Genomic DNA, 22,925 nt, shown 5'->3' with positions numbered 1-22,925 from the left:
AGATGCGCCTCGCCGTCGCCCTGTTGCTGACGCTTCCGATCCTCGCCGCTTGCGGTGAGGGGGAAAAGGCTGCGCCTGAAGCGTCGACCGCGCCCGCGACGGCGGCTCCTGCTGAAGTGGCTCCTGCCGCGACGGCGGCTCCGGCGAACCTCGAGACGGCTTGCCGCGACGTGGTGAACCGCATGTATGGCCAGGAAGGCGACGCCGTCGTCTTCACCGCCACCGGCGAACGCACGGCCCAGGTGTCGTGGCGCGCGCCGGTCGATGGCGGCAGGCTGGAATTCGAATGCCGGGCGGAAGCCGACGGTGCGGACCTGTTCCGCGACGGTCAGCGGATGTCCGTGGATGTACAAATGGCGGCTCCCGCCGCCAAGCAAGAGGCCCGCTGATGCCTATCGCCAAGGTCAACGGCGTCGAAACCGAGTTCGAGCCCGGCATGACCGTGCTCCAGGTCGCCGAACGCGCCGGACAAGAAATCCCGCGCTTCTGCTATCATGAGCGCCTGTCCATCGCCGGCAACTGCCGCATGTGCCTGGTCGAGGTGAAGCCTGGACCGCCGAAGCCGCAGGCTTCGTGCGCGCTTCCGGCCGCCGACGGTCAGGAAATCTTCACTGACACGCCGATGGTCAAGAAGGCTCGCGAAGGGGTGATGGAGTTCCTGCTCATCAACCACCCGCTGGATTGCCCGATCTGCGACCAGGGCGGTGAGTGCGACCTGCAGGACCAGTCGGTCGGCTACGGCCGCGACGGCTCGCGCTATTCAGAGAACAAGCGCGCGGTCGAAGAAAAGGCGATGGGTCCGACCATCAAGACCTTCATGACGCGCTGCATCCAGTGCACGCGCTGCGTCCGCTTCATCACCGAAGTCGCGGGCGTGCCGGACATCGGCATGATCTCGCGCGGCGAGGACGCCGAGATCACGACCTATCTGGAGAAGTCGGTCGCCTCGGAATTGTCGGGCAACGTCAATGACCTGTGCCCGGTCGGCGCCCTGACGCACCGTCCGTGGCAGTACCACTATCGTCCGTGGGAACTGAAGAAGACCGAGACCATCGACGTCATGGACGCCCTGGGCTCGAACATCCGCGCCGATTATCGCGGGTCCGAAGTTATGCGCGTACTGCCGCGCGTCAACGAGGGCATCAACGAGGAGTGGCTGTCGGACAAGAGCCGCTACGTCGTCGACGGCCTGACCGCGCGTCGTCTGGACCGTCCGTGGATCCGTGAGAATGGCAAGCTGCGCGCCGCCTCGTGGAACGAGGCGCTGGACGCCGTCGCCGCCAAGCTGAAGGCCGCGCCGGCCGACCGCATCGGCGTGATCACCGGTGATCTGCAGGACGCCGAGTCGATGAAGGCGACGCTGGACCTGTTCCGCGCGCTCGGCTCCAACAACACCGACTGCCGCCAGGACGGCGCCGCCGTGGGCTACGGCCCGCGTGAGGGATGGCTGTTTAACTCCGGTCTGGAAGGCATTGAAAAGGCTGACGCCGTTCTGATCGTCGGCGCCAATCCGCGCACCGAGGCGCCGCTGCTGAACGCCCGCCTGCGCAAGGCCTGGCTGAAGGGCGACATGCAGATCGGTCTGATCGGCGAACAGGCCGACCTGACGTTCGATTACGCCTATCTGGGCGCAGGCACGCAGACCCTGGCCAAGCTGCCGAAGTCGGCGCTGGACTTCCTGACCAAAGCCGAGCGTCCGGCGATCATCGTCGGCTCCGGCGCGCTGGGCGGGGAGGGCGGTCCGGCCGTCCTGAACGCACTCGGCGCCCTGGCCAAGAAGGTCGGCGTGGTCGCTGACGGCTGGAACGGCTTCAACGTCCTGCACCACGCCGCGTCGCGCGTCGCCGGTCTGGACATGGGCTTCGTGCCGGCTGACGGCGGCCTGACGGTCTCTGAGATGCTGAAGCCGGATGCGCTGGACGTTTTGTTCCTGCTGGGCGCCGATGAGGTCGATCCGACCGGCTCGAACGCCTTCCGCGTCTATCTGGGCAGCCACGGCGACCGCGGCGCGCACGGCGCGGATGTGATCCTGCCGGGCGCGGCCTACACCGAGAAGGCCGGCCTGTACGTCAACACCGAGGGCCGGGTGCAAATGGCCGAACGCGTCGTCTTCCCCAAGGGCGAGGCCAAGGAAGACTGGGCCATCATCCGCGCCCTGTCGGCGCGCGTCGACAAGACCCTGCCTTACGACACGCTGGAGCAACTGCGCGCCAAGCTGATGGGCGATCATCCGACCTTCGGCCGGATCGACTATCTGCCCGCGCCGGCGACGTTCGACGTGGCGGCCCTGGGCGCCAAGGGCGATCTGGGCGACCGCGCCTTCGTCTCGGCCGTGACCGACCCGTATCTTTCCAATCCGATAGCGCGCGCCAGCGCGACGATGGCCGAGCTGTCCGCCCTGCGGACCCAGCCGGTCGCAATGGCGGCGGAGTAAGCCATGGACCCCGTTTCCTTCTGGGCCACGCCTCTGGGCTGGACGCTGATCACGGTCGGCCAGGTCCTGCTGATCACGGTCGGCGTGCTGATCGCCGTCGCCTTCCTGCTGCTGGCCGACCGCAAGGTCTGGGCCGGGGTGCAGATGCGCAAGGGCCCGAACGTCGTCGGCCCCTTCGGCCTGCTTCAATCCTTCGCCGACATGATCAAGTTCGTGCTGAAGGAGGTCGTGATCCCGGCCGGCGCGGACAAGGCGGTCTTCATCATCGCCCCGATCATCACCGTGATCCTGGCCTTCATGGCTTGGGCGGTCATTCCGTTCGCGCCCGGTTGGGTCGTGTCGGACCTGAACGTCGGCATCCTGTACATCTTCGCGGTGTCGTCGCTGGGCGTATACGGCATCATCATGGGCGGCTGGGCTTCGAACTCGAAGTATCCGTTCCTGGGTTCGCTGCGTTCGGCGGCGCAGATGGTGTCCTATGAAGTCTCGCTGGGCCTGATCATCATCAATGTGATCCTGCTGGCCGGCACCATGAACCTGTCGGCGATCGTCGACAGCCAGAAGGGCATGTTCTGGAACTGGTACGGCTTCGGCGGCGGCGCTGACACCTGGCCGCTGGTCGTGATCCTGTTCCCGATGTCGATCATCTTCTTCATCTCGGCCCTGGCCGAGACCAACCGCCCGCCGTTCGACCTGCCCGAGGCCGAGTCCGAATTGGTCGCCGGTTATCAGGTCGAATACAGCTCGACACCGTATCTGCTGTTCATGATGGGCGAGTACGTCAACATCGTCTTCATGTCGGCGATGATCAGCCTGCTGTTCTTCGGCGGCTGGAACCCTGGCGTGCCGCAGGCCTGGATGGGTGGGCTGCCGGCCTGGATTGCCTATACGATCTATCTGCTGACCTTCATGGCAAAGACGGTCTTCTGGTTCATCATGATATCGATGGTGAAGGCCTTCGTGCCGCGCTATCGCTATGACCAGCTGATGCGTCTGGGCTGGAAAATCTTCCTGCCGACATCGCTGGTCGCGGTCGTGATCGTGTCGGCCTGGCGCGTCTTCGTGGTGGGTTCGTGATGCGCGGCGTCATCATCGGCTTCGGTCTTCTGACGATGACCGCCGCCTGCGCGCCCGACGCGTCGCGCATGCCCGAGTCGAGCTATCAATGGCAGCAACGCCAGGACCGCATCGAACAGGACTGGCGCGCCAGCCAGACCGCTTCCCAGACGACGCCCGCCTCCAAGGATAAGCCCTGATGTTCACCCGTATCGTCCAGGCGACCAAGGGCGCGATGATGCTGGACGTCATCGGCGCCATCGGTCTGTCGCTGAAATATATGGCCCGTCCCAAGATGACGGTGAACTATCCGTTCGAGCGCAATCCGCAGTCGCCGCGCTTCCGCGGCGAGCATGCGCTGCGTCGCTATGCGAACGGCGAGGAACGCTGCATCGCCTGCAAGCTGTGCGAGGCCATCTGCCCGGCCCAGGCCATCACCATCGAGGCCGAGCCGCGCGCCGACGGCAGCCGCCGCACGACCCGCTACGACATCGACATGGTCAAGTGCATCTACTGCGGTCTGTGCCAGGAGGCCTGCCCGGTGGACGCCATCGTGGAAGGGCCGAACTCGGAGTTCGCCGTCGAGACGCGCGAAGAGCTGCTCTACGACAAGCAACGCCTGCTCGATAACGGCGACCGCTGGGAACGGCAGATCGCCAAGAATCTGGAACTCGACGCGCCTTACCGCTAAGGCGCATCTCGCTAAACGGGTCGGCGATTCCTGAACGGGGGTCGCGGCCGATACGAAAGGGGCTTCGTCCCGACATGCTGCAAGGCATAGCCTTCTATCTGCTGGCGGCGGTCGCCACGGTTTCCGGCCTTCTGGTCGTGACCGCGCGCAACCCGGTGCACAGCGTGCTGTGGTTGATCCTGGCCTTCTTCTCGTCGGCGGGTCTGTTCGTGCTGCTGGGCGCCGAGTTCCTGGCGATGCTGCTGGTCGTCGTCTATGTGGGCGCGGTCGCGGTGCTGTTCCTGTTCGTCGTCATGATGCTGGACGTGGACTTCCTGAAGCTGCGCGAAGGTTACGCGCGCTATCTGCCGCTGGGCGCCATCATCGCCGCCGTGCTTCTGGTGGAGATGATCATCGTCTCGGTCGCCGTGGTTCAGGGCGGCGCCGCTGCGGGCCTGCCGGCGCCGGGTGCGCCGGACGCCAGCGTGACCAACGTCGAGGCAATCGGCCGCGTGCTCTACACAGACTATGTCTACTTCTTCCAGGCGGCCGGGATCGTGCTGCTGATCGCGATGATCGGCGCCATCACCCTGACCCTGCGCCACAAGCCGCACATCAAACGCCAGAACCCCGGCGACCAGGTGAACCGCGACCGTCGCAAGTCGGTCGAGATCAAGTCCGCCGCCACGGGCGAAGGCGTCAGCGCCGAGGAGCTTCTCTGATGATCGGTCTGACCCACTATCTGACGGTCGCCGCGATCCTGTTCACCATCGGCGTGTTCGGCATCTTCGTGAACCGCAAGAACGTCATCATCATCCTGATGTCGATCGAGCTGATCCTGCTGGCCGTAAACATCAACTTCGTCGCCTTCTCGGCCTATCTGAACGAGATCAGCGGGCAGATCATGGCGATGTTCGTCCTGACCGTCGCCGCGGCCGAGGCCGCCGTCGGCCTGGCGATCCTGGTGACCTTCTTCCGTAACCGCGGCGACATCGCCGTGGACGACGCCTCCGTGATGAAGGGCTGAGCGTGACCTTCCATACCCTCGTCATTCTCGGGATCTTCGCCCCGCTGCTGGGCGCGGCCATCGCCGGCTTCTTCGGACGCCGGATCGGCAACATCCCGTCGCAGGCCGTCACGACCGGCCTGCTGTTCTTCTCCTGCGCTGTGGCCTGGACGGTGTTCGGCCAATGGACCTGGGGCCATCTGGAGCCCTTCACCATCCGCCTGGCGCCCTTCATCAATGTCGGCGACTTCCAGTCGGCCTGGTCGATCCGCATCGACGCCCTATCGGCGACCATGCTGATCGTGGTCACCAGCGTGTCGTCGCTCGTTCACCTGTATTCCTGGGGCTACATGGCCGAGGACGACAGCCGGCCGCGCTTCTTCGCCTATCTGTCGCTGTTCACCTTCATGATGCTGGCGCTGGTGACGGCGGCCGACTTCATGCAGATCTTCTTCGGCTGGGAAGGCGTGGGCCTGGCGTCCTATCTGCTGATCGGATTCTGGTTCAAGAAGCCGACGGCCAGCGCCGCCGCCATCAAGGCCTTCGTCGTCAACCGCGTCGGCGACTTCGGTTTCGTGCTGGGGATCATGACGATCTTCTGGATGTACGGCACCATCAACTTCGCCGAGCTGTTCCCGCTGATCGCCACCAAGGCCGGCACGACGTGGGAGTTCCTGGGCGTCCAGTGGTCCGCGCTGGATCTGGCCGGTTTCCTGCTGTTCATCGGCGCCATGGGCAAGTCGGCCCAGTTCTTCCTGCACACCTGGTTGCCGGACGCGATGGAAGGCCCGACCCCAGTTTCGGCGCTGATCCACGCCGCGACCATGGTCACCGCCGGCGTCTATATGGTCTGCCTGCTGAGCCCGATCTATGAGTATGCGCCGGGCGCGTCGCAGATCATCGCCATTATCGGCGCCATCACGGCCCTGTTCGCCGCTACGGTCGGCCTGACCCAGAACGACATCAAGCGGGTCATCGCCTATTCGACTTGTTCGCAGCTGGGCTACATGTTCTTCGCGGCGGGCGTCGGCGCCTATCAGGCGGCCATGTTCCACCTGTTCACGCACGCCTTCTTCAAGGCCTTGCTGTTCCTGGGCGCCGGTTCGGTGATCCACGGCATGCACCACGAGCAGGACATGCGGAAGATGGGCGGCCTGTGGAAGCTGCTGCCGGTCACCTATGCGGTGATGACCATCGGCACCATCGCCATCACCGGCCTGGGCATCCCCGGCGTCGGCGGCTTCGCCGGCTTCTACTCCAAGGATTCGATCATCGAGAGCGCCTATGCCTCGGCGGCCTCGGGTCACTCGGCCATCGGCCTGTTCGCCTTCTTCGTCGGCATCATCGCCGCCGGTCTGACGGCCTACTATTCGTGGCGCCTGGTCTTCATGACCTTCCACAACAAGCCGGTGTGGAAGGAAGAGGGCGACGCCCATCATGCTGACGACCACGCTTCCCACGCCCAGCTGGAAACCCATTCTGAACCCGTCGGCGATCATCACGACGATCATGCGCATGACGACCACGGTCATCATGGCCCGCTGAAGCCGCATGAGAGCCCGCTGGTCATGCTGGTTCCGCTGATCCTGCTGTCGGTCGGGGCCGTCGCGGCCGGCTTTGTCTTCGCGCCGCACTTCATCGGCCACCACGAGGGCGAGTTCTGGCGCGGCGCGATCTTCACCGGCGCGAACAACCACGTCCTGCACGAAAGCCACGACGTCCCGACCTGGGTGAAATGGTCGCCGCTGATCCTGACGCTGATCGGCACCGCCTTCGCCTATTGGATCTACGTCGCTCGCGAGGGCATGGGCCGTCGCATGGCCGAGCGGAACGGCGTCATCTACCGCTTCCTCTACAACAAGTGGTATTTCGACGAGCTGTACGACTTCGTCTTCGTGCGCGGCTTCCGCGCCATCGGAAACTTCTTCTGGAAGATCTGCGACGTGAAGATCATCGATGGTCTCGGTCCGAACGGCGCCGCCTGGGTGTCGCTGAAATCCGCCGCTCGACTGGGCAAGATCCAGTCCGGCTATGTCTATCACTACGCCTTCGTGATGCTGCTCGGAGTGGCCGGTCTGCTCACCTTCGCCATCCTCGCGTGGGGAGCCTGATCTCGTGCCCTACATCCTGAGCCTCGTTACATTCCTGCCCCTGGTCGGGGCCCTGGCGATCTTCGTCGCCCGGCTGACGTCCAAGTCGGCCGATGCGGCCGGGCCGGCCGCGCGCTGGATCGCGCTGATCAGCACCCTGATCACCCTGGCGGTCTCTGTCGTGCTGGTCGCCGGCTTCGATCCGGCCAACACCAGCTATCAGTTCGTGGAGATGGTCCCGTGGTTCGCGGGCGCCAGCTATCACCTGGGCGTCGACGGGATTTCGATCCTGTTCGTGCTGTTGACGGCCTTCCTGATGCCGATCTGCATCCTGGCCAGCTGGAAGTCGGTCGAAACGCGCGTCGTCGAATACATGATCGCCTTCCTGGTGCTGGAGACGCTGGTCATCGGGGTGTTCACCTCGCTGGACCTGTTCCTCTTCTACATCTTCTTCGAAGGCACCCTGGTGCCTATGTTCCTGATCATCGGCATCTGGGGCGGTCAGAACCGCATCTATGCGGCCTACAAGTTCTTCCTGTACACCCTGCTGGGGTCCGTCCTGATGCTGCTGGCCATGCTGTGGATGGCGCATGAGGCGGGCACCACCAGCATTCCCGAGCTGAAGCGTTTCGCCTTCGATCCGGCTGTCCAGCCGATCCTGTGGCTGGCCTTCTTCGCTTCGTTCGCGGTCAAGATGCCGATGTGGCCGGTCCACACCTGGCTGCCCGACGCCCACGTTCAGGCGCCGACAGCCGGTTCGGTCATCCTGGCGGGCATTCTGCTGAAGCTGGGCGGATACGGCTTCATCCTGTTCAACGTGCCGATGTTCCCGATGGCGTCGGAGATGTTCCGGCCGCTGGTCTTCACCCTGTCGGTGATCGCCATCGTCTATACGTCGCTGGTCGCCTGGCGTCAGACGGACATCAAGAAGCTGATCGCCTATTCGTCCGTGGCCCACATGGGCTTTGTGACCCTGGGCATCTTCGCCGGCAACGACATCGGCATGCAGGGCGCCATCTTCCAGATGATCAGCCACGGCCTGATCTCGGGCGCGCTGTTCCTGTGCGTTGGCGTCGTCTATGACCGGATGCACACTCGCGAGATCGCCTTCTACGGCGGTCTGACGTCCAAGATGCCGTGGTACGCCGCCATCTTCCTGATGTTCACCATGGCCAACGTCGGCCTGCCGGGCACCTCGGGCTTCATCGGCGAAGTTCTGACCATGACGGGCGCCTACAACGCCTCGACCTGGGCGGCGCTGGTCGCGGCCTCGGGCGTCATCTTCTCGGCGGTCTATGCCCTGACCCTGTACCGCGCGGTCATGTTCGGCGAGATCACCAATCCGAAGCTTGAGACCATCACCGACATCGACAAGCGCGAACTGCTGCTGTTCGTGCCCCTGATCGTCGGCACCATCTGGCTGGGGGTCCATCCGGCCTCTGTCCTCGATTACACCGGGCCTGCCATCGAGGCCCTGACCAGCGCGTATCGCGCCGCGATCGGCGGGTGAGACTTACAGATGCCTGATCTATCCTCCGCCCTGCATCTCGCCGCCTCGGAAGTCACCCTCGCGGTCGGCGCCTTGGTCCTGCTGATGGTCGGCGCCTTCATCGGCGACAAGAGCGCCCGTCTGGTCTCGATCCTGTCGGTCCTGCTGCTGATCGCCGCGTCGGTCATCTCGATCGTCGGACCGTGGGGCGTCGCCTTCAACGGCGCCTATGTCGCCGATCCTCTGGCCATCTACGCCAAGAGCTTGATCTATCTGTCGGCCGCCGTGGCGGTCGTGCTGGGCGACGGCTGGATGAAGCGCACCCGCATCGCCAAGTTCGAATATCCGGTCCTGATCGTGCTGGCCTCGGCCGGCATGGGGATGATGGCGTCCTCGGGCGACCTGATCTCCATGTATGTCGGGATCGAGTTGCACTCGCTTGCCCTGTATGTTCTGGCGGCCTTTCACCGCAACGACGTCAAGGCGTCGGAAGCGGGCCTTAAGTATTTCGTCCTGGGCGCGCTGTCGTCGGGCCTGCTGCTGTATGGCGCCAGCCTCATCTACGGCTTCGCCGGCTCGATGCGGTTCGAGGACATCGCCGCAGTCGCCGCCGACAATCCCGGCCCGGGCCTGGTCTTCGGCCTGGTCTTCCTGATCTGCGGCCTGGCGTTCAAGGTATCGGCCGCGCCGTTCCACATGTGGACGCCCGACGTTTATGAAGGCGCGCCGACGCCGGTCGTGGCCCTGTTCGCCACGGCGCCCAAGGTGGCGGCCATGGTGCTGATCGCTCGCGCGCTGGAAAACGGTTTCGGCGACGCCCACGCCCAGTGGTCGCAGGTCCTGATCGCCATCTCGCTGATCAGCTTCGTCGTCGGTGCCTTCGGCGGTCTGGCGCAGAAGGACATCCAGCGCCTGCTGGCCTATTCCTCGATCGCCAACATCGGTTACGCGCTGCTGGGTATTGCGGCGGGCACGGCCGAGGGCCTGCAGGCCATGCTGATGTTCATGACGCTGTATGTCATCGACCAGCTGGGCTTCTTCGCCATCCTGCTCAGCCTGTCCAAGTCGGGCCGTCCGATCCGCCGCATCGCCGATCTGGCCGGATTGAAGAAGGATCGTCCGCTGACGGCCGTCGCCCTGACCATTCTGTCGCTGTCGGTCCTGGGCATGCCGCCGTTCTCGGGCTTCTGGGGCAAATACTATGTGTTCGGTGCCGCCGCCGATGCGGGACTGTGGCCCGTTGCGGCCGCCGGTCTTGTCGCCTCGGTCGTCGCCGCCTTCTACTATCTGCGCATCATCAAGCTGATGTGGTTCGATGCGCCGGTGGACGACATCGCCACCGACGCCGCGCCGGTCGAGGCGAAGTGGATCGGGTGGGCTTGCGCCGCCTTCGCCTTCCCGTTGGTGATCGTCGGTCTGACCTGGCTGGAGCCGCTAACCAAGGCTGCGAGCGCCGGCTTCGGGAACGGGTAGGGCGTTGGCGCCCGTCCCTCTGGTCATCCTCGACGAGATCGACTCGACCAACGCCGAGGCGCGCCGTCTTGCCGAGGCCGGAGAGGCGGGCCCGCGCTGGATCGTGGCGCGCCGCCAGACCGCTGGCCGCGGTCGGCGGGGTCGCAAGTGGGACACCGATCAGGGCAATCTGGCGGCCACCCTTCTGATCACTACGCCCAAGTCGGCGGCGGAGGCGGCCCAGGCCACCTTCATCGCGGCCCTGGCCGTCGCAGACCTGCTGGACGTTTTCGTTTCGCCCGCGCTCGTTTCGATCAAATGGCCCAACGACGTCCTGCTAGACGGGGTCAAGGTTTCGGGCATCCTGGTCGAATCCGGCCGGCATGCGAACGGCGACCTCTGGCTGGCGGTCGGCATCGGCGTGAACCTAGCCCATGCGCCCGAGGGCACCGAACGGGGGGCGACCTCGGTTGCCGAGCGTCTGCGCGCCGACCTGGCCTATGTCCCGCCGATCGAGGCCGCTGCCGAAATCCTGGCCGAGACCTTCGCCGTCTGGTGGGGGCGTTGGCAGACGATGGGCTTCGAGCCCGTGCTGGACGCCTGGACCAGCCGCCTGACGGGCCTCAACGGACCGTGCGTCGCGCGGCTAGATAACGAGACGATCGAGGGCCTGGCCGAGGGGGTGGAGCCGGATGGCGCTCTGCGCCTGCGTCTGGCCGACGGATCGGTACGTTTGATTTCCGCCGGCGACGTCTTCTTCGGGAAAGCCGCCTGATGCTTCTGGCCATCGAGCAGGGCAACACCAATACGCTGTTCGCGGTTCACGACGGCACGGATTGGATCGCCCAGTGGCGCGCCGCGACCGAGGCCAGCCGCACAGCCGACGAATACGCCGTCTGGCTGAACCAGCTGATGGTGATGAAGGGGCTGAAGTTCGACGCCCTCGGCGGCTGCATCATCTCCAGCGTCGTGCCGCAGTCGATCTTCAACCTGCGCAACCTGGCGCGGCGCTATCTGAACATCGAACCTCTGGTCATCGGTGAGAACGCCGCGCTGGGCATCGAGGTGCGGATCGCCAAGCCCAGCGAGGCGGGCGCCGATCGTCTCGTGAACGCCGTGGGCGCCTCGCTGATGTATCCCGGCGACCTTCTGCTGATCGACAGCGGCACGGCGACGACCTTTGATATCGTTTCGGGCGACGGCGCCTTCGAGGGCGGTCTGATCGCGCCCGGCATCAATTTGTCGCTTCAGGCCCTGCACGAAGCGGCCGCCAAACTGCCGCGCATCGCCATTCAGAAACCCGAACACGTCATCGGCAAGGGCACGGTCGAGGCCATGCAGTCCGGCGTCTTCTGGGGCTATATCTCGTTGATCGAAGGCCTGGTCGGGCGCATCAAGGCGGAGTGGGGCAAGCCTATGACCGTCGTCGGCACCGGCGGAGTCGCCAGCCTGTTCGAAGGCGCGACCGACAGCATCGATCACTTCGATCCCGACCTGACTATTCGCGGCCTCCTCGAAATCTGGCGTCGTAACGCCCATTTGACTGATTGAATGAAAAAGCAAACCCAAGACGAACTCGTTTTCCTGCCGCTGGGCGGCTCGGACGAGGTCGGTATGAACCTGAACGCCTATGGCTTCGGCCCAGAGGCGAACCGTGAATGGCTGATCGTCGATGTCGGCGTCACCTTCGGTGACCTGTCTACGCCCGGCGTGGACGTGATCGTGCCCGATCCCACCTTCCTGGAGGGTGAGAACATCAAGGGCATCGTGCTGACCCACGCGCACGAGGATCACATCGGCGCCCTGGGCTGGCTGTGGCCGCGCATCAAGGCGCCGATCTACGCCACGCCCTTCACCGCCTATCTGATCCGCGACAAGCTGCGCGAGCGTGGCGTTCTGGATGAGGTCGAACTGATCGAGGTGCCGCTGGGCGGGACCGTCGATATCGGCACGTTCGGCGTGACCTTCGTCAACATGACCCACTCGATCGCCGAGCCCAGCGGCCTGGCCATCGATACGCCGCTGGGAATGGTGTTCCACACCGGCGACTGGAAGATCGACGACCAGCCGGTGATCGGGACCAAGACCGACGCCGCCGTCATCCGCGCCCTGGGCGACGAAGGCGTGCTGGCCATGGTCTGCGATTCGACCAATGTCTTCGTACCGGGTGTCGCTGGGTCCGAAGGCGATGTCGCCGTCGCCATCTCCAAACTGATCGCCAGCTTGAAGGGGCGCGTCGCGGTCGGCTGTTTCGCCTCCAACGTCGCCCGTATGGACAGCGTGATCCGTGCGGCCGAGGCCTGCGGGCGTCGCGTGGCCCTGGCCGGTCGTTCGATGCACCGGATCACGGCGGCGGCGAAACACGTCGGCATGCTGAATGACGTGAAGCCCTTCCTTTCGGACGAGGAGGCCCGCGTCTGGCCCGCCGATCAGATCCTGTATCTGTGCACCGGCAGCCAAGGCGAGGCGAGGGCGGCCCTGTCGCGCGTCGCTGACGGCACCCATCCGGTCGTGAAATTGGGTCTGGGCGACCACTGCATCTTCTCGTCGCGCCAGATCCCCGGCAACGAACTGGCGATCGGCAATCTGCAGGACCGCCTCGCGGATCGCGGTGTGCGTCTCTATACCGAGAAGGATCACCCGGGCATCCACGTCTCGGGCCACCCCTGCCGTGACGAGCTGAAGCAGATGTACGAATGGGCTCGGCCGCAGATCGCGGTGCCGACCCACGGCGTGCGTCGCTTTCTTCTGGAACACGCCAACCTGGCCAAGGATATGGGCGTTCCCGAAACGGTGACGCCGCGCAACGGCGACATGGTCCGCCTGGCCCCTGGCCCAGCCAAAATCATCGACGAGGTGCCGAACGGCCGCCTCTATGTCGACGGCGGCATGCTGGTGACCGAGCAAGGCGAGGCCTTGAAGGAACGTCGTCACGCCTCGACCAACGGCGTGCTGATCGTCAGCTTCGCCCTGGACAAGCGCGGTCGCATCGCCAGCGACATCGACATCCGCAGCGTTGGCCTGCCAGGCGATACCGCCACGCCGCTCGGCGATGCGCTGGACAAGCTGGCAGAGCGCGTCGAACAGGTGGTCAAGGGCCTGAAGGGCGATGCTCTGGACGATGAAATGGTCATCGAACAGGCTGTCGCCCGCGTGCTGAAAAAGGCCAGCCAGCAAATCTGGGATCGTCGTCCCATCGTCGAGACGGTCGTCCTGCGCGTCTGATGCAACCTTGACCGTTTGGGCGCATTGGTCATGCGCCTGAACGGTCGGGGAAACGCATGTCGAAAAAGCCTGCCCGTGCGCGCCGCCTGCTGGAGCGGATTCGGCACGCCCGTCATCCGCTGCGCGGTTGGCGGCGGTGGGCGGTGATTGCAGGGCAGGGGCTGGTCGGCTTCGTGGCCCTGTTCGCCGTCGTCAATCTGGTGCTCAGCCTGTCGACGTTCCGGGGCGAAGACCCCCTGGCGCGGACGGTTCACGAACTGCGCGTGCTGTGGTTCAGCCCGCCCGACGGCCAACCGATGTCGCCGACCGCCTTTCCGACCGTCTATGGTCGCGATCTGGGACCAGCGCCCGACACCGCCGCCATCCATGCCTATCTGGAGCGCGAGGCGGATGACGGCGTCTTTCTGCTCGACCACGTCATGGTCGATCGTATCCTGAAGCTGAACGGTCGGATCGATGCGCGCAGCGTGCCGTCGGGCGTCTATGTCGGCGCCCATGCCTTGGGACCGGACGGGATGCCGCTGGTGCCGGTGACCAAATTCATGGCGCAATATCTGCTGTTTCCGCGCCATGCCTATATTCTGGTCGTGCCTGAGAACGGGCCGGCCATCGCCTTCTCCGCCAGTCAGAACGCCAAGTTCGGCATCGACATTCATCCCGAACGACTGTCGGCCGAGATCGCGTCGTTCGATCCGAACGCCTATGACTTTCCCAGTTCGGGCGAGGCGCTGCACGAGATGACCCGCATCACCAATGACCGGGCGCGCGTCGCGACGGCCGTCGAAACGCTGAAGGGCGCCCAGGCTCGCCTGGCGCAGGAAGGCCTGACCTACGGCCTTCTGGCGCCGAACTCGAACACGGCGGTCGGTTGCGTGCTGCAAGGCGCCGGGGCGATCACGCAGCAGGCGCGCTCTTCGATCCTTCTGGCGCTGAGGGCGCCGGGGTTTGGCGCATCGTGCGAATAGCGGTCGCGCCGACGACCTCAACTCGGATATATCCATGCCGATGACCGAGCGACTCTTCCTGCTGAACCCCGACTGGCACGACGATCAGGGCGGTCCGTGGTTCTGCCCGCCCGGCGCCTATATCGAGGGTGTCCTGGCCTTCTATCCTCAGCTTCGCGATGCGCTGGACGTCGTCTATCTGGACCATCCGCGCCCGCGCCAGCCGGTCATCGACCAGGTCGGCGAGGCCCATCAGAGCTGCCCCATTCTGATCCTGGACGGCGAACTGGATTGGCCCGAGGCCGAGGTCAGCGAAACGACCGGCCGGCGCTTCCTTCAGGATCACGCCATCGCTCCCTATCTGGCGGCCCGCTACGGCGTCGGCCGGCCCCATCCCTAGAGGTCCGTCATGCCTATCGGCGTCTTCACCATGGTCGGCATCTACATCATCGCCTGGTGGACGGTGCTGTTCGCCGTGCTGCCGCTGGGCACGGCCAGCGAGACGCACGAGCCGCCGACCGACGGCTCACAATGGGGCGCGCCCAAGACGCCCAATTTGAAGAAGAAGTTCCTGACGACCACCTGGGTCTCAGCCTTGGTCTGGGTGTTCGTGATGGTGCTGATCTTCACGGGCTGGCTGCCCCTGCCGAACTTCGCCAGCGGCCCGGCTGTCTAAACGACGCATCGGCCTAGCTTTCGCCCCGTCCGAGCGGCTAAAGCCTTGTTCCGTCTCTACGCCTAGGATTCCCGACCATGCGCCTGTCGCGCTTTTTCCTGCCCACGCTGAAGGAAGCTCCTTCGGACGCCCAGATCGTCTCGCACCAGCTGATGCTGCGCGCCGGCATGATCAAGCAGGAGGCCGCCGGCATCTACGCCTGGCTGCCGCTGGGTTTGAAAGTTCTGCGCAAGATCGAGCAGATCGTGCGCGAGGAGCAGATGCGGGCCGGGGCGGTCGAACTGTTGATGCCGACGCTGCAACTGGCCGACCTGTGGCGCGAGAGCGGCCGCTATGACGCCTACGGCCCCGAGATGCTGCGCATCACCGACCGGCATGAGCGCGAGCTGCTGTACGGACCGACCAACGAGGAGATGATCACCGACATCTTCCGGGCCTATGTGAAGTCCTACAAGTCGCTGCCGCTGAACCTGTTTCACATCCAGTGGAAGTTCCGTGACGAGCGCCGTCCGCGCTTTGGCGTGATGCGGGGGCGCGAGTTCCTGATGAAGGACGCCTATTCCTTCGACGTGGACGAGGCCGCGGCCCGCGTCGCCTACAACCGCATGTTCGTCGCCTATCTGAACACCTTCGCCCGCATGGGCCTGAAGGCCGTGCCGATGCGTGCCGACACCGGCCCCATCGGCGGCGATCTGAGCCACGAGTTCATCGTCCTGGCCGAAACCGGCGAGAGCGAGGTCTTCTGCGACCGCAAGCTGGTCGAGATGCCCGCGCCCGGCGACGACTTCAGCCCCGAAGCCGTCCAGGCCGTCTTCGACGAACGCACCGCCCTCTACGCCGCCACCGAAGAGATGCACGATCCGGCGCAGTTCGAGGCCAAGACCGCCGAGGGCGACCGCCTGTCGGCGCGCGGCATCGAGGTTGGCCACATCTTCTACTTCGGCACCAAATACTCCGCCCCGATGAAGGCCAAGGTCGCCGGGCCCGACGGTCAGGACGCCGAGGTCCACATGGGCAGCTATGGCGTCGGCGTGTCGCGCCTGATGGGGGCCATCATCGAGGCCAGCCACGACGCCGGCGGCATCATCTGGCCTGACGCGGTCGCGCCTTTCGACGTGGTCGTGATCAATCTGCGCGCCAATGACGAGGCCGTCTCGGCCGCCTGCGAAGACGCGGTGGCCCAGCTTGAAAAGCTCGGCAAGGACGTCCTCTACGACGACACCGACGAACGTCCCGGCGGCAAGTTCGCCACCGCTGACCTGATCGGCGTGCCATGGCAGCTGACCGTCGGTCCCAAGGGGCTGGCGGACGGCGTGGTCGAACTGAAACGTCGCGCCACCGGCGAGAAGGTGTCCGTGCCGCTCGCCGACGCTATCGAAAGGCTGACCGCTTGAGCCTGCCGTCTCGTCCGTCCGGCGCCTTCTCCTCGTGGGAGATCGGCCTGGCCCTGCGCTACTTGCGCGCCAAGCGCAAGGAAGGCGGCGTCGCCACCATCGCTGTAATCAGCTTCATCGGCATCATGCTGGCCGTCGCTGTGCTGATCAGCGTGATGAGCATCATGTCCGGCTTCCGCAGCGAACTGCTGGGCCGCATGCTGGCCTTCAACGGACATATGTATGTGCAGGGGCAGGTCCTGACCTCGCCGGATCGCGAAGCCGCGCTGAAGCGCATTCAGGCCGTGCCGGGCGTCGCCAGCGCCAGTCCGCTGAACGAGGCGCAAAGCCTGATCCGCGTCGGCAGCTATACGACCGGCGCCATCGCCAAGGGCATCCGCCCTGAGGATCTGGCCAAGACCCAGTATGTCTTCGACAGCTTAAGCCCGCAGGAACGCGCCAGCTTCGGCAAGGGCCCTTATGGCGGCGACCGCATTCTGGTCGGCGCGGCCTTGGCCAATTCCATGGGTCTGCGCGTCGGCGATCCTGTGACCCTGTATTCGCCGACCGGGGCCGACAGCGCCTTCGGCAATCTCGGCGGACTTGAGAAGACCTATTTCGTCGGCGGCCTGTTCCGCTCGGGCGCCGCCGACTATGACCGCGCCTTCATCTTCATGCCTCTGGAGCAGCAGCAGCTCTTCTTCGGCAAGGAAGGGGTCTGGGACGCGATCGAGATCAAGGTCGACGATCCCGATCAGGTCGGCGCCCTGACCGCCGCCATCCGCGACGCGGCCGGTCCCGGCTCGGTCGTCAGCGACTGGCGCGAGCGGCTCGCCGCCTTCTATGGCGCGCTGAAGGTCGAACGAGTGGCCATGAGCATCATCCTGGGCCTCGTCGTCGCCATCGCCGCCATGAACATCATCTCCGGCATCGTCATGCTGGTGAAGAACAAGGGCCGCGACATCGCCATCCTTCGCACCATCGGCGCCAGCCCCTCGGCGATCCTGCGCGTCTTCTTCATGGCCGGCGCCATGATCGGGGTCGCGGGCACCATCGCGGGGCTGATCCTGGGTCTGCTGTTCTGCTGGAACATCGGTTCGATCCAGCATTTCCTAGAGTTCGTCCTGCAGACCAAGCTGTTCGATTCCGACGTCTATATGCTGGACGCCATCCCGGCCCTGGTCGATCCGGTGGACGTGACCTGGGTGGCCTTCTGGTCCCTGTTGATGAGCTGTATCGCCAGCCTGCCGCCGTCCTGGAACGCGTCTCGCATCGATCCCGTAGAGGCGCTCCGCTATGAGTAAGGCCCCCATCCTTTCGGTGCGCGGCTTGACCCGCACCTATGACACCGCCCAAGGCGGCCTGACCGTGCTGAAGGGCGTGGATCTGGACGTCTATCCGGGCGAACTGGTCGGACTGATCGGACCGTCGGGCTCGGGCAAGTCGTCGCTGCTGCACGCCGCCGGCCTGTTGGAGAAACCCACCAGCGGCACGGTCGCCATCGACGGCGAACAGGTCGGCGATCTGGACGAGCGCGCCCGCACGCGCCTGCGCCTGGGCCGGATCGGCTTCGTCTATCAGTTTCACCACCTGCTGCCCGAGTTCGATGCGCGCGACAATGTCGCCCTGCCGATGCGGATCGCCGGCGTGTCCCAGGACGAGGCGCGCAAACGCGCCGAGGTCACGCTGACGGCCCTGGGGCTAGGCGAACGCCTGACGCACCAGCCGGCCCAGCTGTCCGGCGGTGAACAGCAGCGCGTCGCGATCGGCCGCGCGCTCGCCAACGGCCCACGCCTGCTGCTCGCCGACGAGCCGACCGGCAATCTGGATCCGACCACCAGCCAGTCGGTGTTCGAATCCCTGCGCGACCTGGCCAAGACCACGGGCGTCGCCGCCCTGATCGCCACCCACAATATGGAGTTGGCTGGCCATATGGACCGCGTCTTCGCCCTGAAGGATGGTCATCTGGAACAGCGCGAGGCCCAGAGTCACGCCTACTGAGCCACGCCTATCGATCAGCTGACGGCGGCGTCGCCCCAGATCGCTCGCAGGCGTTCGGGGCGGCGGCATCCGATCCGGTAGGCCTGATAGCTGGCGGCGTGGCGTTTGGCGTAGTTCTGGTGTTCCTCGCCGGCCGGCCAGAACCGCTGGGCGCCGACGACCGGCGTGGTGAAGCTCTTTCTCAGCATGCGCATCGCCGCATCGCGCGAGGCGATGGCGTCCGCGCGTTGGGCCGCTGTCGCAAAGACGGCGGATCGATAGGACGGGCCCTGGTCGCAGAATTGACCGTTAGGATCGGTCGGGTCGATGGTGCGCCAATAGCGGTCGACCAGGGTGCGATAGCTGACCACGCGCGGATCGAAGGTCACCTGCACCGCCTCCATATGGCCGGTGCCGCCGCGCACCACCTGCTCATAGGTCGGGTTGGCGGTATGGCCGCCGACGAAGCCGGACACGGCCGAGCGCACTCCCTGCACGTCGTCGAAGGCCTTCTCCTCTGACCAGAAGCAGCCGCCGGCGAAGATCGCGGTCTGAAGCGCCGTCTGCGCCTCGGCCTGACGCGCCAGGGGCGCGCCGAACGCCAGTGCAGCGACGGTCAAGGATGCAACGGCGGCGAGGGCGGTCGCGCGAAGGGACATGGTCTCATCTCCTGTTGCAATGACTACGACGGCGACGCGCAAACGGTTTCACCGAGAACGACTTGACCGGAACAAAATGCCAACATAGAACATTAGCAGAACATATTGGATGTGTCGGAGCCAAGGTCATGCCGCGTTTGATGAGGGATATGCTGTCGCTGGCGTCGTGCGGCGGTTTCGTCTGGATGGTCTGGACCGTGGCGATCAGCGTCACCGCCTGAGGTCAGACGAATTAGACACTTTAGACGGTCTTTTTTGAGGATCGTCCGAAGCCAGCGATCCACAGCCGATCCGTGGGGCGACCGGTTTGCGATGGCCGCGCGCCGCCCGATATGAGACTCAGGGTAGAGTAGGGCTCTTCAGCGGGCCAGGGTCGAAGAAGGCGTGAACGAGCCGGTGAACAGTCAGGGTTTTGTCCATCTGCGGGTCCGCTCGGCCTATTCGCTGCTGGAAGGCGCGATCAAGGCGGCCAAGGTCGGCAAGCTGGCGGCCGACGCCGGAATGCCGGCGGTCGGGGTGGCGGACCGGGCCAATTTGTTCGGCGCGCTGGAGTTCAGCCAGACCGCGAAGGATGCAGGCGTTCAGCCGCTCGTGGCCTGCGCCCTCCCGGTCTTCGGCATCGGCGGCCAGATCAACGCTCGCTGGGCCAAGGTTCCGACCGTGGTTCTGCTGGCCCAGGATACGGCCGGGTGGCTGAACCTGTGCGCCCTGTCGTCATCCGCCTATCTGGACGCCGGAGAAATGGCCGAGCCGGGCGTGGCCTGGGAGCAGGTGGTCGCCCGCTCCGAAGGCCTGATCCTGCTGTCCGGAGGCCCGGACGGCCCGGTCGATCCGCTGTTCGCCCAAGGCAAGAAGGCCGAAGGCGCCGCTGCTCTGGCGGCGATGAAGGCGGCGTTCGGCGACCGCTTCTACGTCGAGCTGCAACGCCACGGGCTGGAGGACGAAAAGCGCGCCGAGCTGGGACTGGTCGAATGGGCCTATGCCAACGATGTGCCGCTGGTCGCCACCAACGACGTCTATTACGCCAAGGCGGCGCAGGCGAAATCGCACGACGCCCTGCTGTGCATCGCCGACGGCGCCTTCACCGGCCAGGAGGATCGCCGCCGCATCACCGGCGAACACTGGTTCAAGCCGGCCGCCGTCATGCGCGAGCTGTTCGCCGACCTGCCCGAGGCTTGCGACAACACCATCGACATCGCGCGGCGCTGCGCCTTCCTGGTCAATACTCACGCGCCCATCCTGCCGCGTTTCGATACCGGTGCCGGGCGCTCCGAGGCCGATGAACTGGCCCACCAGGCGCGCGAGGGGCTGAAGGTCCGCCTGACCGAGGTCACGCCGGCCGTTCCCGAAGAGGAATACTGGACCCGCCTGGAATGGGAGGTGGGGATCATCCAGCAGATGGGCTTCCCCGGCTACTTCCTGATCGTGTCGGACTTCATCAAATGGGCCAAGACCCACGGCATTCCCGTGGGGCCGGGGCGTGGCTCCGGCGCCGGCTCGCTGGTCGCCTGGTCTCTGACCATTACCGATCTGGACCCGCTGCGGTTCGGCCTGCTGTTCGAGCGATTCCTGAACCCCGAACGCGTCTCCATGCCCGACTTCGACATCGACTTCTGCCAGGAGCGGCGGGAAGAGGTGATCGACTATGTGCAGGACCGCTACGGCAAGGACCGGGTGGCCCAGATCATCACCTTCGGCACCTTGCAGGCGCGCGCCGTGCTGCGCGACGTGGGCCGTGTGCTGCAGATGCCGCTGGGCCAAGTCGACCGGCTCTGCAAGATGGTGCCGAACAATCCGGCTGCGCCCGTCACCCTGGCCCAGGCCATCGACATCGAGCCGCGCCTGAAGGAGGCGCGCGACGCCGAGCCGGCGGTGAAGACCTTGCTGGAAACCGCGCTGGAGCTGGAGGGGCTATACCGCAACGCCTCGACCCACGCCGCCGGCATCGTCATCGGCGACCGGCCGCTGACGGAACTAGTGCCGTTGTATCAGGATCCGCGCTCCACCATTCCGGCGTCCCAGTTCAACATGAAATGGGTCGAGCCGGCGGGCCTGGTGAAGTTCGACTTCCTGGGCCTGAAGACGCTGACGGTGCTGGATCGGGCGCGCGGCTATCTCGAACGGCGCGGCGCAGCCAGGGACTGGAACAGTCTGCCGCTGGACGATGCGCGCACCTATGAGCTGATGGCCTCTGGCCAGACGGTAGGGGTGTTCCAGCTGGAATCTCAGGGCATGCGCGACACCCTGCGCAAGATGCGCTGCGGCTCCATCGAAGAGATCACCGCCCTGATTTCGCTTTATCGGCCGGGGCCGATGGAGATGATCGACACCTATATCGACCGTAAGTTCGGGCGCGCCGAGGTCGATTACCTGCACCCCAGCCTGAAAGAGGTGCTGACCGAGACCTACGGCGTCATCATCTACCAGGAGCAGGTGATGAAGATCGCCCAGATCCTGGCGGGCTACAGCCTGGGCGAGGCCGACCTGCTGCGCCGGGCCATGGGCAAGAAGAAGAAGGAGGAGATGGATTTCCAGCGCCTCCGCTTCGTCAAGGGCGCCGCCGAAAAGGCCGTGCCGGAGGTGCAGTCCGGCTTCATCTTCGACCTAGTCGCCAAGTTCGCCGGATACGGCTTCAACAAGTCCCACGCTGCCGCCTACGCCCTGATCTCGTTCCAGACGGGTTGGCTGAAGGCCAATCAGCCGGTCGAGTTTTTCGCGGCGTCCATGAGCCTGGACTTGTCGAACACCGACAAGCTGGCGGTCTTCTATCAGGACGCCAAACGGTTCGACGTGCCGGTCTTGGCGCCCGACATCAATCGCTCATCGGCCGACTTCGACGTAGCCTGGGACGACGACAAGGGGGCGGTGCTCTACGCTTTGGGCGCGATCCGAAACGTGGGTCTCGAGGCGATGAAACACGTCATCGAGGTACGCGAGACGGGGGGGCGGTTCGCCGACATCTTCGACTTCCTTGAGCGCGTCGATCCGCGCAGCGTGAACAAGCGCGCGCTGGAAGGTCTGGCCAAGGCCGGCGCCTTCGACAGCATCCACCCGAACCGGCGTCAGTTGCTGGAACAGGCCGACGTTCTGATGGCCTATTGCCAGAGCGTGGCGGCCGAACGCGCCTCGTCGCAGGTGTCGCTGTTCGGCGGCGACCAAGCCCATGCCGCTCGGCCGCGTCTGAAGAGCGTTGAGCCCTGGGTCGGGCCGGAGCGGCTGGATCATGAACTGTCGGCGGTCGGCTTCTATCTGTCGGGTCACCCGCTGGACGAGATGACCTCAGCCCTGAAGCGCAAGCGCGTCACCTTCGTCGCGGAAGCGATTCCGCTGGCGGAGTCCGGCCACGAGGCCTTCCAGATGGCCGGCGTCGTGCGTCGCAAGCAGGAGCGGGCCAGCGCGCGGACGGGCGAGAAGTTCGCCTTCGTGACCTTCTCGGATCCGACCGGCGAGTTCGAATGCCTGTTCCCGCCCGAACAACTGCGCAAATGCCGCGAGGTGCTGGAGCCCGGCGCCTCGGTCATGGTGCGTGTGCGCGCCAAGTCGTCGGAAGGGGAGGTGCGCTTCTTCGGCGACGACGCCTCGCAAATGGATAATCTGCTGGACGACGCCAACATCGGCCTTCGTATCCATGTCTCGGCCCGCAGCGCGGACGCCGAGGCGCTGAAGGCGCGGCTGGAACGCGCGCGATCGGGCGCGATCGGCAAGGGCGGGGAAGTGTCGCTGATGATTGCGGGCCTCGAGCAGGGGCGCGAGGTCGAGGTCAAGATTCCCGGTCGCTACCGCCTCGACGGCGCGTTGCGCGGCGCATTGAAGTCAGCGCCGGGCGTCGTCATGCTGGAGGACGCCTGAGCCTTCGCGGATATGGTCAAGC

General features: G+C 65.4%; 21 protein-coding genes. 20 read left to right on the top strand and 1 reads right to left on the bottom strand.

What is annotated here, in order from left to right; genetic code table 11:
* The first annotated feature begins 2 nt into the window (after window positions 1–2).
* The 19 genes from PFY01_RS10805 to PFY01_RS10715 all read left to right on the top strand — a co-directional run bounded on the left by PFY01_RS10805 (window position 3) and on the right by PFY01_RS10715 (window position 18,416).
* Window positions 3–389: a hypothetical protein gene (locus tag PFY01_RS10805; protein ID WP_271041277.1), complete on the top strand. Its 387-nt coding sequence runs from the start codon at window positions 3–5 to the stop codon at window positions 387–389.
* Window positions 389–2,434 carry an NADH-quinone oxidoreductase subunit NuoG gene (nuoG, locus tag PFY01_RS10800; RefSeq protein ID WP_271041276.1) on the top strand — a complete coding sequence of 682 codons (2,046 nt, stop codon included), beginning with the start codon at window positions 389–391 and terminating at the stop codon, window positions 2,432–2,434. Before PFY01_RS10805 ends, nuoG begins: the two co-directional genes overlap by 1 nt.
* Before the next feature lie 3 nt (window positions 2,435–2,437).
* Entirely contained in the window at window positions 2,438–3,511 is a 1,074-nt protein-coding gene (nuoH, locus tag PFY01_RS10795; RefSeq protein WP_271041275.1) for an NADH-quinone oxidoreductase subunit NuoH, read from the top strand.
* Window positions 3,511–3,690 (top strand): hypothetical protein, encoded by a 180-nt coding sequence (locus PFY01_RS10790; RefSeq protein ID WP_271041274.1) that lies wholly within the window; start codon window positions 3,511–3,513, stop codon window positions 3,688–3,690. The genes nuoH and PFY01_RS10790 overlap by 1 nt, the downstream gene beginning before the upstream one ends.
* Window positions 3,690–4,181 (top strand): NADH-quinone oxidoreductase subunit NuoI, encoded by a 492-nt coding sequence (gene nuoI / locus PFY01_RS10785; RefSeq protein WP_017503987.1) that lies wholly within the window; start codon window positions 3,690–3,692, stop codon window positions 4,179–4,181. Before PFY01_RS10790 ends, nuoI begins: the two co-directional genes overlap by 1 nt.
* Before the next feature lie 74 nt (window positions 4,182–4,255).
* Window positions 4,256–4,882 carry an NADH-quinone oxidoreductase subunit J gene (locus PFY01_RS10780; RefSeq protein ID WP_017503986.1) on the top strand — a complete coding sequence of 209 codons (627 nt, stop codon included), beginning with the start codon at window positions 4,256–4,258 and terminating at the stop codon, window positions 4,880–4,882.
* Window positions 4,882–5,187: an NADH-quinone oxidoreductase subunit NuoK gene (nuoK, locus tag PFY01_RS10775; RefSeq protein ID WP_039247409.1), complete on the top strand. Its 306-nt coding sequence runs from the start codon at window positions 4,882–4,884 to the stop codon at window positions 5,185–5,187. Before PFY01_RS10780 ends, nuoK begins: the two co-directional genes overlap by 1 nt.
* A 2-nt stretch (window positions 5,188–5,189) precedes the next feature.
* On the top strand, window positions 5,190–7,277 hold the full coding sequence (gene nuoL / locus PFY01_RS10770; RefSeq protein ID WP_066627607.1) for an NADH-quinone oxidoreductase subunit L: 2,088 nt from the start codon (window positions 5,190–5,192) through the stop codon (window positions 7,275–7,277).
* Between the two features lie 4 nt (window positions 7,278–7,281).
* Entirely contained in the window at window positions 7,282–8,766 is a 1,485-nt protein-coding gene (locus PFY01_RS10765) for an NADH-quinone oxidoreductase subunit M (RefSeq protein WP_271041273.1), read from the top strand.
* Between the two features lie 9 nt (window positions 8,767–8,775).
* On the top strand, window positions 8,776–10,218 hold the full coding sequence (nuoN, locus tag PFY01_RS10760) for an NADH-quinone oxidoreductase subunit NuoN (protein WP_271041272.1): 1,443 nt from the start codon (window positions 8,776–8,778) through the stop codon (window positions 10,216–10,218).
* Window positions 10,219–10,222: 4 nt separating this feature from the next.
* Window positions 10,223–10,972 (top strand): biotin--[acetyl-CoA-carboxylase] ligase, encoded by a 750-nt coding sequence (locus tag PFY01_RS10755; protein WP_184278358.1) that lies wholly within the window; start codon window positions 10,223–10,225, stop codon window positions 10,970–10,972.
* On the top strand, window positions 10,969–11,748 hold the full coding sequence (locus tag PFY01_RS10750; protein ID WP_271043051.1) for a type III pantothenate kinase: 780 nt from the start codon (window positions 10,969–10,971) through the stop codon (window positions 11,746–11,748). The genes PFY01_RS10755 and PFY01_RS10750 overlap by 4 nt, the downstream gene beginning before the upstream one ends.
* A complete protein-coding gene (locus tag PFY01_RS10745) occupies window positions 11,749–13,422 on the top strand; it encodes a ribonuclease J (RefSeq protein ID WP_271041271.1) in 1,674 nt (557 codons plus the stop codon).
* A gap of 56 nt (window positions 13,423–13,478) precedes the next feature.
* Window positions 13,479–14,387 (top strand): hypothetical protein, encoded by a 909-nt coding sequence (locus PFY01_RS10740; protein WP_271041270.1) that lies wholly within the window; start codon window positions 13,479–13,481, stop codon window positions 14,385–14,387.
* A 34-nt stretch (window positions 14,388–14,421) separates the two neighbouring features.
* A complete protein-coding gene (locus PFY01_RS10735) occupies window positions 14,422–14,766 on the top strand; it encodes a DUF3088 family protein (protein WP_228763565.1) in 345 nt (114 codons plus the stop codon).
* Between the two features lie 9 nt (window positions 14,767–14,775).
* Window positions 14,776–15,042, top strand: coding sequence for a DUF1467 family protein (locus PFY01_RS10730; RefSeq protein WP_055753501.1), 267 nt, complete (start codon window positions 14,776–14,778; stop codon window positions 15,040–15,042).
* Between the two features lie 77 nt (window positions 15,043–15,119).
* On the top strand, window positions 15,120–16,436 hold the full coding sequence (gene proS, locus PFY01_RS10725) for a proline--tRNA ligase (RefSeq protein WP_271041269.1): 1,317 nt from the start codon (window positions 15,120–15,122) through the stop codon (window positions 16,434–16,436).
* Complete coding sequence (locus tag PFY01_RS10720; RefSeq protein ID WP_082465008.1) at window positions 16,433–17,719, top strand: lipoprotein-releasing ABC transporter permease subunit; 1,287 nt, start codon at window positions 16,433–16,435, stop codon at window positions 17,717–17,719. The genes proS and PFY01_RS10720 overlap by 4 nt, the downstream gene beginning before the upstream one ends.
* A complete protein-coding gene (locus tag PFY01_RS10715) occupies window positions 17,712–18,416 on the top strand; it encodes an ABC transporter ATP-binding protein (RefSeq protein WP_269219168.1) in 705 nt (234 codons plus the stop codon). The genes PFY01_RS10720 and PFY01_RS10715 overlap by 8 nt, the downstream gene beginning before the upstream one ends.
* Window positions 18,417–18,430: 14 nt before the next feature.
* Here PFY01_RS10715 and msrA read toward each other — a convergent pair whose 3' ends face one another.
* Window positions 18,431–19,054, bottom strand: a complete 624-nt coding sequence (msrA, locus tag PFY01_RS10710) for a peptide-methionine (S)-S-oxide reductase MsrA (protein ID WP_271041268.1) — start codon at window positions 19,052–19,054, stop codon at window positions 18,431–18,433.
* A gap of 384 nt (window positions 19,055–19,438) precedes the next feature.
* Between msrA and dnaE the strand changes: the two genes are divergently transcribed.
* Window positions 19,439–22,903, top strand: a complete 3,465-nt coding sequence (gene dnaE / locus PFY01_RS10705; protein ID WP_271041267.1) for a DNA polymerase III subunit alpha — start codon at window positions 19,439–19,441, stop codon at window positions 22,901–22,903.
* The last annotated feature ends 22 nt before the right edge of the window (window positions 22,904–22,925 follow it).

The sequence above is a fragment of the Brevundimonas vesicularis genome (genome assembly GCF_027886425.1).
GTDB classification, from domain to species: Bacteria; Pseudomonadota; Alphaproteobacteria; order Caulobacterales; family Caulobacteraceae; genus Brevundimonas; species Brevundimonas vesicularis_C.
This window is presented reverse-complemented; position numbering and strand designations above follow the sequence as displayed.